We start from the raw sequence: 15,037 nt of genomic DNA on the forward strand, positions 1-15,037 counted from the left end.
CGAGGGGTAGGCTCCCGCGATGGACGCGAGCGGAACGGGGGACCCCCCCGCAGGCGGATCGGTGCTCGGGGGAGTCGCCCCAAGTGCCTACGTCGGCCTGCTCAAGAACCGCGGCTTCCGCAACCTCACCCTCGCCACGCTGAGCTCCGCGGTCGGCGACTGGATGGGGTTCTTCGCCATCATCACGCTGACGGCGGACATCCTCGGTCCGGGCAACGCGGCGCTGTTCGCCGTGTCCGGCGTCATGATGGCCCGGGTCCTGCCGTCGCTGTTGCTCGGCACGGTCGCGGGCGTCCTCGTGGACCGGTGGGACCGCAAGCACGTGCTCATCGGGACCGACCTCGGTCGGGGCCTGGTGATGGTGCTGATCCCGTTCACCAACGAGGTGTTCACCCTCGTGCTCGCCACGCTCGTGATCGAGGGCATGTCGTCGCTGTTCGCGCCGGCCAAGGACGCGGTCTTCCCGTCCCTCGTCAAGCGCAGCGAGCTCGTGCTGGCCAACCAGATCAACCTGCTGTCGACCTACGGGACCCTGCCGATCGGCGCCCTGCTCAACGCGGCGCTCGTGGCGCTGGCCCTGACGCTGGCCCCCGAGGGGTCGTTCCTGGCCGAGCGACCCATCGCGCTGCCCATCTGGGTCAACGCCTTCTCCTACTGGATCTCGGCACCGCTGCTCGCGCGGCTCGAGGTTCCACCCGCGGCGCGTCACGGCACCTCGATGGCGACCACGGACGGCGCCGAGCCTCCCGGGCCTTGGGAGCAGCTGCTCGAGGGGTTCCGCTTCATCGCGCGCCAGCCCGTCGTCCGCGCGCTGATCGTCGGCGTCATGGTCGCGTTCGCGGCGGCGGGCGTGGTCATCTCGGTCGGTGAGTTCTTCGCCCGCGTGCTCAACGCCGGCCAGTCCGGTTTCGGCATCCTGGTGGGGCTGGTCGGCATCGGGCTCATCGGCGGTCTGGTGCTCGCGCCGCCGCTCAGCCAGCGGATCGAGCCCGAGCGGCTGTTCGCCCCCGGGATCGGGATCGCGGGGGTCTCCCTCCTGGCGCTCGCGCCGATGCCGTCGCTCGGCTGGGCCGTGATCCCGGCCCTCACGATGGGCATCGGCGCCGGCGTCGCCTTCATCGTCGGCTACACCGTGCTCCAGCAGCGCTCCGGGGACGCCATCCGCGGGCGCACGTTCGCGGCGTTCAACTCCGGGGTCCGCGTGGCCCTGTTCGGGGCCACCCTCGCCGTGCCGCTGTTCGTCGGCGCGATCGGCCGGGAGCGCCCGGAGCCGGGCAGCTCTTTCTACCCGTACGCCTTCGGGGGCATCCGGATCTCGATCCTCATCGCCGGAGCGCTGGCGCTGACCGGCGCGGTGCTGACCGGGAGAGCCCTCCACCGTGCCATCACGAGCGAACCCGGCCTGGACCTCGACTCCTCCGTCGAACCGCTCATTCGGCACGGCATCTTCATCGTCTTCGAGGGTGGCGACGGCTCGGGGAAGTCCACCCAGATCCGGCTCCTGCGATCAGCCATCGAGCGCACCGGCTGGGACGCCGTGGTGACGCGGGAGCCGGGCGGTACCGCCATCGGCGAGCGCATCCGCGAGGTGCTGCTCTCGCGCTCGTCCGACGAGATGAGCGACCGGACCGAAGCGTTGCTGTACGCCGCGGCACGTGCGCAACACGTCGACGAGGTCATCCGTCCCGCCATCGAGAAGGGGGCGGTCGTGCTGTGCGACCGGTACGTCGATTCCTCGATCGTCTACCAGGGTGCGGGCCGAGGGCTCGGTGAGCGGGCCGTCGCCGACCTCAACGCCTGGGCGACCGGCGAGGTCGTCCCCGACCTCGTGGTCCTGCTCGACGTCGATCCGGCCGAGGGCCTCCGGCGCGCCACCGACAGCGGCACCCCGGACCGTCTCGAGGCTGCAGGGCTCGACTTCCACCGCTCCGTGGCTGCTGCCTACCGCGCCCGCGCGGAGCTCGACCCGGACCGCTACCTCGTGCTCGACGCCACGCGACCGGTCGAACAGCTCCACCACCGCATCCGGGACGTGGCGCTCGAGCTGCTCGGCGAGCGTGACCGGGACCGCGACCGCCCACCGACCAGCCCCGAGGACGGCGGCGCCGTCGCGGACCCGGATCCGGGTCCGATCCCGGACCCGACCCCGAGCCCGGACGGCACGCTGCCCCTGCCGACGGCGGAGACGACGGCCGTGTCCGCGGCCGAGACGACCGCCCTGCCGGTCGAGACCCGGGGCCGGGAGGAACCTTCGTGAACGGTGTGACCTGGGACGAGGTGCTCGGGCAGCCCGCTGCGGTCGAAGCGCTCCGCGCCGCGCTGCGGAGCGACGAGGTCGCGCACGCCTGGTTGCTGGTCGGTCCGACCGGCGTGGGGCAGCCCGAAGCGGTCCGGGCGCTCGCCGCGGCGCTCAACTGCCCCGACCGATCCGCCGACGCCGGGTGCGGCGAGTGCTCCACGTGTCTGCGGATCGGACGTGGCGTCCACCCAGCGGTGGACGTCTTCGAGCCCGAGGGCCAGTTCCACCTCGTCGACGCGGTCCACGACTGGATCACCACCGCGTCGCGGTCCCTCACCGAGGGGCAGCGACGGGTGATGCGGGTGGTCGCGGCCGACCGCATGAACGAGTCGGCGCAGAACGCCTTCCTGAAGATCCTCGAGGAGCCGCCCCCATCGGTGGTGTGGGTCCTCGAAGCCTCGGACGAGTCCGCGCTGCTCGACACCATCCTGTCGCGCTGCCGCCGGCTCGACGTCGTGCCGTGGGGGCCGAACGCGCTGACCCAGCTCGCCACCCGCGAGCTCGGCGTCCCTGCGGACCGCGCCCTCGAGCTGGCGCGCGCGTCGCTCGGCTCGCCCGAGCGGCTCCGCGACCTCGCCGACCCCGAGCTCGCCGAAGCGCGCTGGCAGCACCTCGCGCTGCTCGACCGGCTCGCGACCGGGGGGCCTGGGCTGGTCGTCCCGCTGGCCAAGGAGCTGACGGCGTGGGCGCGTGGACGGGTCGCCCCGCTGAAGGACAAGCACCTCGCCGAGTTCGCGAGCTACGAGGAGTCCTACGGCGTCGACGAACGCGGACGCGGGTGGCCGACCGGCGTGAAGAAGCGGCTCGAGCAGCGGCACGCCCGGCTCGAGCGGGCCGAGATGCGTCGCGCGCTCGACACCCTCCTCGACACGCTCGCGAGCCAGCTGCGTGACCTGCTCGCCGTCGCATCGGGAGCTGGGCCCGATCAGGTGATCAACGTCGACCACCTCGCCTCGCTCCAGCGTGACGCGGTCCGCCTGCCGCCGCCCGCCGCGGTCCAGGGCCTGCGGGCGATCGCCCGGTGCCGCGAGGCGCTGGATCGCAACGGCGCTCCCGAGCTCCAGCTCGAACGGCTCCTGCTCGCCATCGCGCTGCCGCTGTACGCCCAGGCCGCCGCCAGCTGATCGTCTCCTCCGTCCGGGCGGTAGCATCCGCACCGCACACGCCGGGATAGCTCAGTCGGCAGAGCGATTCACTCGTAATGAATAGGTCCGGGGTTCGATTCCCCGTCCCGGCTCCAGCCACGACCGTCCTCGCCTCGGTGCGGGGCACCCCGCCCGCTCCCGTACCCTCGCGCCGCCCGTGCGCACGCTCGCGCCGGTCGGAGGACGACACCCGCGATGATCACCCCGGTGCAGGCACCGCCCCGCTCGGCGGCCGAACGCCTGGCTCGGCAGCTGCTGCGCGTCGAACACGCTGAACCCCGTGCGCTCATGCCGCTCAAGGGGTCGCTGGCCATCTCCGCGGTCCGGTGCGTCATCACCTACGCCATCATCCCGGCCACGGCGCCGCTGATCACCGGCTTGGGGGTCGTCGCCACCCCCATCGCCATCGTCCTGTCGATCGTGGCTGGCGTCATGGCGGTCGTCAGCCTGCGCCGCGTCTGGCTCGCCGACTGGTCACGACGGTGGGCGTACACCGCGTTCATCCTGATCGTGGTGGCGCTGCTGGCCACCACGCTGGTGTTGGACGTGCGGACCCTGCTCACCTGACCTCTCGACGGGACGGAGCCGAGGTGGAGCCGCCGGACGACCCACGGGCGCGTTGGAACCGCAAGCACGCGGACGCGGTGGGTAGCGGCACGGCCCCGACCGACCCGTCGAGCTTCCTCACCGCGAACGACGCGCTGCTGCCGACCTCCGGTCGCGCCGTCGACGTGGCCGGAGGCACCGGCCGGCACGCGCTGTGGCTCGCCGCGCGCGGCCTCGATGTCACGCTGGTCGACGTGTCGGACACCGCGTGCGCCGAAGCGACGCGGCGCGCGATCGACACCGGGGTCAGCCTCGACGTGGTGCGCGCCGACCTGTCACGGGACCCGCTGCCCGCCGGCCCCTGGGACGTGATCGTCGTCACCCACTGGCTCGACCGGGACGTCTGGTCCCGGCTCCCCGCCGAGCTCGCGCCAAGCGGCACGCTGCTGCTGTGCCAGGCGACGGTCAGCAACCTCGATCGGCACGACCGGCCGCCACGCCACTTCCTGCTCGAAGACGGCGAGGTGGCGCAGCTCGCCGACCGGTTCACCGCCGCCGACGCGGCCCTCGAGGTGATCGCCCTCGAGGAGGGGTGGACCGACGAGGACCGCCACGAGGCCCGGCTCGTCCTCCGTCGAGCGGCCGGGTAGGCGCCGGCGGCGGACGGCTCGGCAACGACGGGTCAGATGCGGCTCGACCGGTCCGAGCCGCCGGCGATCAGCTCGAGCCGAGCGGTGACCTCGCGGACGAAGCGGTGCACGACCGCCTCCGCGACCCGGTGAGGGCCGGCGCGGTCGAGCAGGTCGCCCGCGACCCCGAAGGGCGGGTCGTAGCTGCCGGTCAGGGCGACCTGCACCCGCGGGGGCGACAGCGACAGCGCGGTGATCTCGAGCTGGGCATCGACGGTGGGGAACAGCAGGTGCCCCCGCGCCGCCCGCCAGCGCAGGGGGAGGACGCCGCGCAGCACCTCGACCGGCTGGAACGCATCGAGCTCGATCACCACGTCACGGCCGAGCTCGAAGCCGCCGAGGTCGACCGCGAGGTTGCCGACGACCTCCTCGGCGTGGGCCGCCGAACGATCCGTCGCGTCCTGGAGCAGGCGCTCCGGATCGGTCGCGAGCAGCTCGATGGCGTCGTCGTAGGGGACGTCGGCGTAGTCGTAGGCGTAGAGCGGACGTTCCACGGGGTGTCCTGTCAGACGGAGGCGTCGTGGCTGGCGGGACCGAGCAGTCCGAGCTCCGCGTGCGCCGCCGCGAGGCGGGCCACGGGCACCCGGAAGGGCGAGCACGATACGTCGTCGAACCCGACCGCCGAGAAGAAGCCCACGGAGGTCGGATCACCACCGTGCTCGCCGCAGACGCTGATGTCCACCGTCGGGTCCGTCGCGCGGATGCGCTCCACGGCCGTCCGCACCAGCTCGCCCACGCCGTCGACGTCGATGGTCTCGAACGGGTCGGCGGGCAGGATGCCCTGGGCGAGGTACGGGGGCAGCAGCCGGGCTTCGACGTCGTCCCGCGAGAACCCGAACGTCATCTGGGTCAGGTCGTTGGTGCCGAAGGACAGGAAGTCGACCTGCTCGGCGATGACACCGGCGAGCAGCGCCGCGCGCGGGGTCTCGATCATCGCGCCGACCTCGTAGCTGAGCGGGTGGCCGGCAGCCGCCTCCACCTCCGCAGCCACCGCCCGGACCGCCGCCAACGCGGCGGCGAGCTCGGCGGGAGCGCTGACCAGCGGGATCATGATGCGCACCTGCGGATCACCGCCTGCAGCGGACCGTTCTACCGCTGCGTCGAGCAGCGCCCGCACCTGGACCGCGTAGATCTCGGGCCGGAGCAGGCCCAGTCGGACGCCGCGGATCCCGAGCATGGGATCGTCCTCACGCCACGCCAGCGCCCCGTCGAGCAGGTGGTGTTCCTCCTCCGACAGGCCACGCGTCGCGTCCGCGACCAGCAGTTGCTCGACGCGCGGGAGGAACTCGTGGAGCGGGGGGTCGAGCAGGCGCACGGTCACGGGCAGCCCGTCGACCGCCTCGAGCAGCTCGACGAAGTCGTGCCGCTGCTGGACGTAGAGGTCGGCGATGGCCTCGTCCCGATCGGCATCGTCGGTGGCGAGGATGACGTGGCGGACGAGTGGCAGCCGGTCACCGAGGAACTGGTGCTCGGTCCGGCACAGGCCGATGCCCTCCGCGCCCCGCTCCAACGCTGCCCGGGCGTCCTCCGGCGTGTCGGCGTTGGTCAGCACCCGCAGCTCGCGGACCTCGTCGGCCCAGCCGAGCAGGCGGACCAGCTCGGGCGGCGCGGCGGGCGCGACGACGGCGACCTCGCCGACCACGACGTCGCCGCTGGTCCCGTCGATCGAGATGGTGTCACCCGCGTGGATGACGACGTCGCCGATCGTGACCGTGCCCGCGTCCGGGTCGACGACCAGGTCGGCCGCGCCGCAGACGGCGGGCTTGCCGATCCCGCGGGCGACCACGGCGGCGTGGCTGACGAGTCCGCCGCGGCTCGTGAGCACCCCGCGTGCCGCCAGGATCCCGTGCAGGTCCTCGGGCGAGGTCTGCGGCCGTACCAGCAGCACGTCGACGCCCTCGGCGGCGCGCGCGACGGCGGCGTCCGCGGTCAGCACCACCTCCCCGGCGGCAGCACCGGGGGAGGCAGCCAGACCCCGCGTGACCGGCTCGTAGCTGGCGGCCGGGTCGAAGCGCGGGTGGAGCAGCATCTCGAGCTGGTCGGGGGTGAAGCGGGCGACCGCCTCGGCGGGCTCGATGACCCCCTCGTCGACGAGCTCGACCGCGATCCGGAGCGCCGCCAGCGCCGTCCGCTTGCCGACCCGCGTCTGGAGGACGTACAGGGTCCCGTGCTCGATGGTGAACTCGATGTCGCACAGGTCGCGGTAGCGCTCCTCGAGCCGCCGGAAGACCTCCAGCAGCTCGACCTCGCACTCGGGGAACACCGCGCCGAGGTGCGACAGCGGTTCGGTGGTCCGGGTCCCGGCGACGACGTCCTCCCCCTGGGCGTGCAGGAGGAAGTCGCCCACCGGGCGTGCCTCGCCGGTCGCGGGGTCACGCGTGAACGCGACCCCGGTGCCGGAGTCGTCACCCGCGTTGCCGAACACCATGACCTGCACGTTCACGGCGGTACCGAGATCGTCCGAGATGCCCTCCATGCGCCGGTAGGTCACGGCGCGGTTGCCGTTCCAGGACCGGAAGACGGCCAGGATCGCCGCGTCGAGCTGCTCCCACGGGTCGGTCGGGAAGGGGCGTCCGGTCGCTGCCACGATCGCGGCGTCGTAGGCCGCGATGAGCTCCTCGAGCCCCTCCACCGGCAGACCGCTCGGGTCGGTGACGGCGTGGCGTTCGAGCAGCGGCGTCGCCGCGGCGGACAACTGCTCCTCGGGCACCCCGAGCACGACCCGCCCGAAGAGGTCCAGCAGGCGCCGGTAGGCGTCCAGCGCGAACCACCGGTCGCCGGTCTTCGCCTCGAGCCCGGCGACGGTCTCGGGGTTCAGGCCGAGGTCGAGGACGGTGTCCATCATCCCCGGCATGGAGAACTTGGCACCGGACCGGACCGACAACAACAGGGGTGCGGTGGGGTCACCGAACCCGAGGCCCGTCACCTGCTCGAGGTGAGCGATGGCGGAGCGCACCTCGTCGGCGAGCTCGCTCGGCGCGGTGCCGTCCGCCGCCGTGGTCGCCCGGCAGGCCTCGGTGGTCACCGTGAAACCGGGGGGGACCGGCAGGCCCATCCGCACCATCTCGGCGAGGTTCGCGCCCTTGCCGCCGAGCAGGTCGCGCTGGTCGGCGCCGCCCTCCTCGAACAGCCGCACCCACCGGCGCGGTGTGGGCGGCGATCCGTCGTTCGTGCGAGCGACAGGTGCGGGAACGAGCGTCGAGGTGTCCACGGCGAGCCCTCCTCGGGCGTGGCCGCCCCGCACGGGGGGCCGCGTCCAAGGTACGTCCAGCAGGCGCTGCGGGCGAGGGTCCAAGGACCAGCCTCCGGGTGACCTACGGTGCGGTGCCGGACGTCGGGAGCGAACCGTGGAAGCGTTGGAGACGATCGAGTACGAGGTGGCCGATCGGGTGGCGCGGATCACCCTCGACCGGCCCGAGCGCGGGAACGGGTTGACCCCGCGCCTGATCGCCGAGCTCGGCACCTGCGTCGAGCGCGCGGACCTCGATCCGGACGTGCACGTGATCGTGCTGAGCGGGAACGGCAAGGGGTTCTGCGGGGGCTACGACCTCGTGGACAGCGCCGAGGGGATGGGCCGCTTCGGTGACGACCGCGTGTCCCCGCCGCCCGGATCGCCGATCGACCCCGCGGTCGTGGCCGCCAACCACGACCCGGAGGGGACCTGGGACCCGATGGTCGACCACGCGATGATGAGCCGGAACGTGCGCACCTTCATGTCGCTGTTCCACGCCTCGACCCCGGTGGTCTGCAAGGTCCACGGGTTCTGCGTCGCCGGCGGCACCGACCTCGCGCTCTGCAGCGACCTGCTCGTCATCGCCGAGGACGCCAAGATCGGCTACCCCCCGTCCCGGGTCTGGGGGTCGCCCACCACCTCGACGAGCGCACCGAGATCCTGGTCGAACGCATCGCCCGCGTGCCCTGGAACCAGCTGGCGATGATGAAGCACCTGGTCAACCAGTCCCTCTACGGCCAGGGTCTGCACCAGACCCAGCTCCTCGGCACCGTCTTCGACGGCATCACCCGCCACACCGCCGAGGGGTACGCCTTCCAGCGCCGCGCGGCCGATGCGGGCTTCCGCGAGGCTGTCCGCGAGCGGGACGCGCCGTTCGGCGACGCGGGGTCGTCCACCTTCAAGGGCTGACGCTGCCCGGACCCCCTGCGGACGGCCGTTCGGCCGCCTCCGGTCGGGACCGGAGGCCCGGTCATGAGTGCCCTAGGGCCCTGGCCGTCGACGTTCACGCTCCTAGTCTCGATCGACCGACCGCGATCGCGTCGGGTGCGCGGGCGATGAGGCGGCTGGGGTGGGACGAACGCTGCGGCTCACGGGCTTGGTCGTCGGCGACGAGCCGTCCGCCTGGGCCGAGATGGGTCTTCCCGTCGTCGGCGATCACCTCACCGTGGGTGGCGTGACCGTGCGGCTCGTGGGGGCGGACGGCCCGCGCGGCATCCTCGGGTGGGAGCTCGATCCGCGCATCGATCACGCGGTAGACGGGCTCGCCCCGGCCACCGCTGGCGACCGCCAGCAGGATCCGGATGCGACCGCCACGGGCCGTGGGTACGCGGTGGTCGCCCTCGACCACCTCGTCGTGGCGACGCCCGACGTCGAGCGGACCTCCGCAGCCATCATCGCTCTCGGCATCGAGCCACGTCGCACCATCGACGCCGCACGCGGGGACGAGGGTTTCCGGTACCGCTTCTGGAAGCTCGGCACCAGCCTGCTCGAGCTGATCGGCCCGATCGCTCCCGCGGGCGACGGCCCGGCCGTGTTCGCGGGGCTGGCCTTCACCGTCCCGGACCTGCGGGTCTTCGCTGGGGTCACCGGAGCACCCCAGGCGGCGGTGCAGCCGGGCCGCGAGATCGCCACCGTGAGGACCGCGGAGCTCGACATCAGCGTGCCCGTGGCGTTCCTGACCCCGCGGCCGCCGCGAGGTGAGGCGGCCCGCGAGGACGACCAGCCCGTCAGAGCTGGCCGATGAGCTCGCGCGGGTGATCCACGATGCGCGTGACCCCCGCCTCGCGCAGGACCTCGTCACCGAAGCCGCCGCAGCGCACCCCGATCGGGCGGACGCCGGTCCGGCGCGCGGCGATGGCGTCCCACGGCGAGTCGCCGACGAGCACCGCGTGGTCCGGGGTCACCCCCAGCTGACCGCAGGCGGCGATCAGCGTCTCGGGTGACGGCTTGCTGTCGTGCTCACCCGCGCCGGCGAGCGGCAGGTCGGGTTCGCCGAGCACGGCCAGCAGCGCCTCGCGTTCCTCCTCCCCGGCGGAGGTGGCGATGACGAACGGGACCTCGCGCACCCGCAGGTCCTCGAGCAGCTCCCGCGCCCCCGGCGTCGGCCGCAGATCGTCGGCCCGGGCCAGGAAGCGTCGACGGTGGCCGTCCGCGGCCTCCTCGGTCCCGTCCGCGTCGTGGCCACCGAGGAGCCAGGGCAACAGGCGGTCGCCGCCCATCCCGATGCCGGCGTGGATGCGCACGGCGGGGATCTCGTGGCCGACCTCGCGGAGGGCGTCCTGCCAGGCGACGACGTGGTGGTAGACCGAATCGACGAGCGTGCCGTCGAGGTCCAGGAGGGCGGCGGGGCGTGAGCTCATGCCCCCTTGGTAGCGGCCGTGGCCGCCTCCCGACCGTGCGGTGCCCGACCGGATGGTCGGTCCTACCGGTCGGCGCGGACGAGTGGCGGGGGTCGCCAGCAGGAACCTGCCCCGTGCGCGTGGAAGCCTCCACCAGCACCCAGCCAGGATCGAACCGTGAGCGACCACAGCAACGGAGGCGACCGACGTCCGTCGGCGACCGATCGTGCGCGCCTCGCCGGTGACCTCCACCGTGAGCTCGGTACCTCCCGGCTGGCCTGGGACGCCGCGCTGCTGCGCAGCGATGCGGCCATCGCGGGAGGCGACGAGGACGAGGTCCGCGCGGCCCTCGATGACCACCGCCTCCTGCTCCAGATCCTCGAGCAGCGCATCGGCGAGGTGGTCGCGACCGCGGCGCAGGCTCGGATCGGCGACCCGACACCTGACGAGCCCGCCCTCCTGGAGTCGACCACCGGGTCGAACGGCGGGCCGCGTGACCGCCTCGCGACCGTCCTCCACCGCGCCGGGGTCCTGCTCGGCACCGCCGCCGCCGTGCTCGCCGTCGTGGCGGTCGGGGTCGGCGATCCCCCGATCGGCCCGCAGACCACCGTCGCCCGCTCGGAACAGGACGCCCGCTCCGTCGACGCGGGGTTCGACGCTCGCACCGCGGAGGAGACCCGATCGCCGCTCCCCGACGGTGGGTTGCCGTCGCCCACGCTGGTCCCGGAGCGGTCCATCACCCCGCTCGAGTCGCCGACCCCGCGGACCTCGCCGGGCGAGCCCCCCGGCGACGACGCCACCCCTCCGGCGGACCCCGCTCCGACGAGCGGCGGGCCCGGCACCGTGCCGGCCATCCCCGAGCTGCCGACGGCCGAACCGGGCGAGGACGACGAGCCGCCGCGGATCGTCGAGCTGTTCGACCGGTTCGGCGGCGTGGGCGACGCCACCGACCAGGACGCCTCGTCGTCGCTGCCCGGCGAGTTCCGCGACCTGATCGCGCCCTGATGCACCCGTGCGCCGGACCCGCCGCTTCGGAACCTCGGACGGGCCTGAGGTAGGCTCCCGCGTCGCCCGAGCTCGAACCTCGCTCGTGTGCGCACCGTCGACTCGAACCGCCCCCGAGCCCCTCGGAGCCGCCCGATGCGCCGCCTCCTCGCGCCCCTGTTGCTGGCGCTGATCGCCCTGCTTCTCGTGCCCAGCGCGGCCTCCGCCGACGTGGTCGAGGCCCCGGCCGACGTGGTCGAGACCCCGGCCGACGTCGTGCTGGCCGCGGCTGCGGATGACGAGCCCCTCGGACCGGACCCGATACCGCGTGACGAGCTCGACAACCCGGCCCGGTCGCTGGCCGGGTACGAGGACCCGGACCTGCCGTTCCACTGGGCGGCGTCGTTGATCCTGCTGGTCGTCGGGGTCGTGGGGCTCGTGATCGGGATCGGACTCTGGTACCTCCTGGTGGTCCGGCCCGCCAAGCACGACGCGGCCTGACCGAGGTCCAGCGCGAGACCTGATCCGATCAGAGAGGTCGGCACCCGTGGCCCACCCGACCTCACCGCCGCTGATCGACGAGCGGGTCGCCATCGCGGCGGCCCGGCTGGTGGTGATCGGCAAGCGTGACGATGCCGAGGCGGCCGCTCGGCTGCGGGCCGAGGTCGCCGCGGACCTGCCGGCCATCGACGAAGCGGCGCGGCGCTGGTCCGGTCTCGGCGCCGACCTGCCCCCGACGCGCGCCCGCGTGATCGGGCGCCTCGGGTGGGTCCGCGCGAACCTGGCGGGCATGCGCGGCGCCTTCGAGCCGCTCCGCGAGCGGCTCGGACCCCGACGCGCCGTGACCTCGCGGGTGCTCGGGGCCCAGCTCGGCGGGCTGCTCGGGCTGCTGTCCACGCGGGTGCTCGGCCAGTACGTGCTGCCGCTCGGCTCGCGGGTCGCCGGCGGCGCGACGGGAGAGCTGGTCGTCGTGGGCCCGAACGTGCTCGAGCTCGGCCGGCAGCGCGGTGAGCTGGCCACCGACGTGCGGCGGACGGTGCTGCTCCACGAGGTCACCCACCGGCTGCAGTTCGACGCTTCGCCGTGGCTCGGCCCGCACCTGCAGGGGCTGCTCGACCGCTACCTCGAGGGCGCCCGGCTGTCCGGCGAAGCCGTCGCTGACGTGGCCGCCGGCCTGCCGGGGACCATCGCGAAGGTCATCGCGACCGGCTCGTCGCAGCCTCTGATCGAGCTCGTGCTCACCCCCGACCAGCTGACGGTGATGGACGAGGCACAGGGGCTGATGAGCCTGCTCGAAGGTCACGGGAACGCGGCCATGTTCGGGGCCACGACCGGGCTGGTCGACGACCCGGATGGCGTGCGCGAGCACCTCGCCAGCCGCCGCGGCGACCTCACCGCGAAGATCCTCAACACCGTCGGTGGGTTCGAGCTCAAGCGTCGTCAGTACGCGGAGGGGGAACGGTTCGTCGATGGCGTGGTCGCTCGCGCCGGGGTGGACGGTCTCAACCGCGCCTTCGAGCGCGCCGACCACCTGCCTCGTGGCGAGGAGATCGCCGACCCGGAGGGCTGGCTGGCTCGCGTCGGTGGCTCCCCGGCCGCGTCCCTGCCGAGCGGGTGACGCGCGGGGACCTGGACCCACCGCAGCGGCCGGGCCCGCTGCCCCCCGGCCGCGGCCGCGGCGCGCTGATCGACGCCGTCGCCGCTGAGCTCGCGCACCTCCCGCGCGGCGCAGCCGTCGTCGTCGCGCTGTCCGGTGGCCCGGACTCGACCGCGCTCGCCTACCTGGCCACCGAGGCGCGACCGGACCTGATCGTCACCCTCGTCCACGTCCGGCACGGGCTCCGGGACGACACCGAGGACGTCGTCGTCGTCGAGCGTCACGCCGCCTACCTCGGGCTCGCCCTCGAGATCACCGCGGTCGCGGTGGCGCGCTCCGGGCGGGGGCTCGAGGCCGCTGCCCGCGACGCGCGGTACGCGGCGCTCCGCCGGGTCGCGAGCGATCGGGGGGCCGAAGCCATCCTCGTCGGCCACACCGCGGACGACCAGGCCGAGACCGTGGTCCTACGGATCGCGCGGGGGACCGGTGTCGGTGGACTGGCCGCGATGCGCCCCCGTTCAGCCGACCTCGTGCGCCCCCTCCTGCGTCTGCGTCGGGCGGACCTGCGTCGCTTCGTGGCCCTCGAGGGCCTGCCGGTCGCCAGCGACCCGACCAACGACGACGCCCGTCTGCGGCGTGTCCTCGTCCGTTCGCAGGTGCTGCCTCTCCTCGGTGAGGTCGGCCCGGATCCCGTCGGCGCGCTCGGGCGCCTCGCGGCACTCGCCGCCGAGGACGACGATGCGTTGGGGGCGCTCGCGGATGCGGCGTTCGGTGAGGTCGCGGTGCGGTGCGGCGACGTGCTCGCCGTGCGGGACGAGCAGCTCGAGCGCCTCCCCGCGGCCGTCCAGCGACGACTCTGGCGGCGCGTGTTCGCCGACCTCGGCCAGGCGCTGCCGCCCCCTGCAGCCGTGATCGCCGACCTGCTCGCGCTCCGGGCGGGGCGCCGGCTCCAGGTGGGCGCCCTCGAGGTGTCCGCGGGCGGCGGCTGGCGTGCCGTGGCACCTCGCCGATCGATCCCCAGCCCGCCCCGCCCGTTGCAGCTGCCGGGGACCACGAGGTGGGACCCGGCCGGCATCGCGGTCGAGGTCCGGACCCCCGGGTCCGTCGCTGCCGACGGGACGACCACGGGACAGATCACCTTCGAGCTGAGCGGCGCCTGGACCCTTCCGGTCCCCGCCCTCGGCGGGCTCGCCCCGCCGCCTGGGGGGACCGCCGAGCGGTGCGTGCTCGCGCTGCCGACCGAGCTGGTCCACGCCGGGCTGGAGCTGCGTCACCGGCGTCCGGGGGACCGGTGCCGTGCCGTCGGTGGGACGCGCCGCGTCGCCGACGTGTTCGTGGACGCCCGCGTGCCCCGACCGGTCCGCGACCGGTGGCCGCTGCTCGTGGCCGGTGACCGGGTCGTGTGGATCCCGGGGGTGGTCGTCGATGCGGAGGTGCTCGCCGCCGGGCGTGCCGCCCCCGCCGCGCAGCTGCTGGCGGTCCCGAGCACCCCCGCCCCCCGTTAGTCTCGATGTTTCATCGGCTCCGCGGACAGGCTGTGACGGAGCCCGGCCTGCCGCGCCTCTCGCACCCACGGAGCCACGATGTCCGACCTGGACGCCATCCCCGCCCTGCACCGCGACGACATCGAGTCGGTGCTGATCTCGAGCGACCGGATCGAGGCGAAGATCGCCGAGCTCGGCGCCCGCATGTCGCAGGACTACACCGGCCGGGACATCCTCCTCGTCGCGGTCCTGAAGGGGGCGTTCCTGGTCATGGCCGACCTGGCACGTCACCTCGAGGTCGGCTGCTCGGTGGACTTCATGGCGGTCTCCTCGTACGGGGCCGCGACCTCCTCGTCCGGGGTCGTGCGCATCCTCAAGGACCTCGACACCGACATCGAGGGCAAGCACGTGGTGATCGTCGAGGACATCGTCGACTCCGGTCTGACGCTCGACTACCTGGTCAAGAACCTGCGCTCGCGCAAGCCCGCGTCGCTCGAGCTGATGGCGCTGCTGACCAAGCCGTCGCGCCGCGAGGTCGATCTGCCGGTCAAGTACGTCGGCTTCGAGATCCCCGACGTCTTCGTGGTGGGCTACGGGCTCGACTACGACGAGCGGTACCGCAACCTGCCGTGCATCGCGACCCTCAAGCCCGAGGTGTACGGGGCGGCCTGACCGTCCGGCTCGCGGCCTGGCGTGCGCCGAACGGTGCGCCGGGGCCCCGC

General features: G+C 73.8%; 13 protein-coding genes, 1 tRNA gene and 1 pseudogene. 12 read left to right on the forward strand and 3 right to left on the reverse strand.

Annotated elements, in window-relative coordinates; all coding sequences use genetic code 11:
- The first annotated feature begins 61 nt into the window (after nucleotides 1–61).
- The 5 genes from tmk to WEB03_RS12905 all read left to right on the forward strand — a co-directional run bounded on the left by tmk (nucleotide 62) and on the right by WEB03_RS12905 (nucleotide 4,640).
- Nucleotides 62–2,257, forward strand: coding sequence for a dTMP kinase (gene tmk, locus WEB03_RS12885; RefSeq protein WP_368071356.1), 2,196 nt, complete (start codon nucleotides 62–64; stop codon nucleotides 2,255–2,257).
- Nucleotides 2,254–3,423, forward strand: coding sequence for an ATP-binding protein (locus tag WEB03_RS12890; RefSeq protein ID WP_368071357.1), 1,170 nt, complete (start codon nucleotides 2,254–2,256; stop codon nucleotides 3,421–3,423). Before tmk ends, WEB03_RS12890 begins: the two co-directional genes overlap by 4 nt.
- Before the next feature lie 40 nt (nucleotides 3,424–3,463).
- Nucleotides 3,464–3,539: transfer RNA gene (locus WEB03_RS12895), tRNA-Thr, on the forward strand.
- Nucleotides 3,540–3,639: 100 nt separating this feature from the next.
- Nucleotides 3,640–4,011 carry a hypothetical protein gene (locus WEB03_RS12900; RefSeq protein WP_368071358.1) on the forward strand — a complete coding sequence of 124 codons (372 nt, stop codon included), beginning with the start codon at nucleotides 3,640–3,642 and terminating at the stop codon, nucleotides 4,009–4,011.
- Nucleotides 4,012–4,034: 23 nt separating this feature from the next.
- Complete coding sequence (locus tag WEB03_RS12905; protein WP_368071359.1) at nucleotides 4,035–4,640, forward strand: class I SAM-dependent methyltransferase; 606 nt, start codon at nucleotides 4,035–4,037, stop codon at nucleotides 4,638–4,640.
- 32 nt (nucleotides 4,641–4,672) lie between these two features.
- On the opposite strand, the gene WEB03_RS12910 is transcribed toward WEB03_RS12905, so the two are convergent.
- Together WEB03_RS12910 and ppdK are read right to left on the reverse strand one after the other, a co-directional pair.
- Nucleotides 4,673–5,173: a hypothetical protein gene (locus WEB03_RS12910; protein ID WP_368071360.1), complete on the reverse strand. Its 501-nt coding sequence runs from the start codon at nucleotides 5,171–5,173 to the stop codon at nucleotides 4,673–4,675.
- 11 nt (nucleotides 5,174–5,184) lie between these two features.
- The gene (gene ppdK, locus WEB03_RS12915; protein WP_368071361.1) at nucleotides 5,185–7,890 is read right to left on the reverse strand and encodes a pyruvate, phosphate dikinase; all 2,706 of its coding nucleotides are present in this window, start codon (nucleotides 7,888–7,890) and stop codon (nucleotides 5,185–5,187) included.
- Nucleotides 7,891–8,026: 136 nt separating this feature from the next.
- Here ppdK and WEB03_RS12920 point away from each other — a divergent pair.
- A pseudogene (locus WEB03_RS12920) lies at nucleotides 8,027–8,820 on the forward strand (enoyl-CoA hydratase-related protein).
- A 160-nt stretch (nucleotides 8,821–8,980) separates the two neighbouring features.
- Nucleotides 8,981–9,655, forward strand: a complete 675-nt coding sequence (locus tag WEB03_RS12925; RefSeq protein WP_368071362.1) for a VOC family protein — start codon at nucleotides 8,981–8,983, stop codon at nucleotides 9,653–9,655.
- On the opposite strand, the gene WEB03_RS12930 is transcribed toward WEB03_RS12925, so the two are convergent.
- Nucleotides 9,639–10,271 carry an HAD family hydrolase gene (locus WEB03_RS12930; protein ID WP_368071363.1) on the reverse strand — a complete coding sequence of 211 codons (633 nt, stop codon included), beginning with the start codon at nucleotides 10,269–10,271 and terminating at the stop codon, nucleotides 9,639–9,641. The genes WEB03_RS12925 and WEB03_RS12930 overlap by 17 nt on opposite strands.
- Before the next feature lie 156 nt (nucleotides 10,272–10,427).
- Here WEB03_RS12930 and WEB03_RS12935 point away from each other — a divergent pair, with 156 nt between their 5' ends.
- The 5 genes from WEB03_RS12935 (at nucleotide 10,428) to hpt (ending at nucleotide 14,987) form a co-directional block, all read left to right on the forward strand.
- Nucleotides 10,428–11,255, forward strand: coding sequence for a hypothetical protein (locus WEB03_RS12935; RefSeq protein WP_368071364.1), 828 nt, complete (start codon nucleotides 10,428–10,430; stop codon nucleotides 11,253–11,255).
- Between the two features lie 135 nt (nucleotides 11,256–11,390).
- A complete protein-coding gene (locus WEB03_RS12940) occupies nucleotides 11,391–11,735 on the forward strand; it encodes a hypothetical protein (RefSeq protein ID WP_368071365.1) in 345 nt (114 codons plus the stop codon).
- A 46-nt stretch (nucleotides 11,736–11,781) separates the two neighbouring features.
- The gene (locus WEB03_RS12945) at nucleotides 11,782–12,852 is read left to right on the forward strand and encodes a zinc-dependent metalloprotease (RefSeq protein WP_368071366.1); all 1,071 of its coding nucleotides are present in this window, start codon (nucleotides 11,782–11,784) and stop codon (nucleotides 12,850–12,852) included.
- Complete coding sequence (tilS, locus tag WEB03_RS12950; protein WP_368071367.1) at nucleotides 12,849–14,336, forward strand: tRNA lysidine(34) synthetase TilS; 1,488 nt, start codon at nucleotides 12,849–12,851, stop codon at nucleotides 14,334–14,336. The genes WEB03_RS12945 and tilS overlap by 4 nt, the downstream gene beginning before the upstream one ends.
- A gap of 78 nt (nucleotides 14,337–14,414) precedes the next feature.
- Nucleotides 14,415–14,987, forward strand: coding sequence for a hypoxanthine phosphoribosyltransferase (gene hpt / locus WEB03_RS12955; protein ID WP_368071368.1), 573 nt, complete (start codon nucleotides 14,415–14,417; stop codon nucleotides 14,985–14,987).
- Nucleotides 14,988–15,037: the final 50 nt, after the last annotated feature.

The organism is Nitriliruptor sp. (assembly GCF_040882075.1).
Classification (GTDB): Bacteria; Actinomycetota; Nitriliruptoria; order Nitriliruptorales; family Nitriliruptoraceae; genus Nitriliruptor.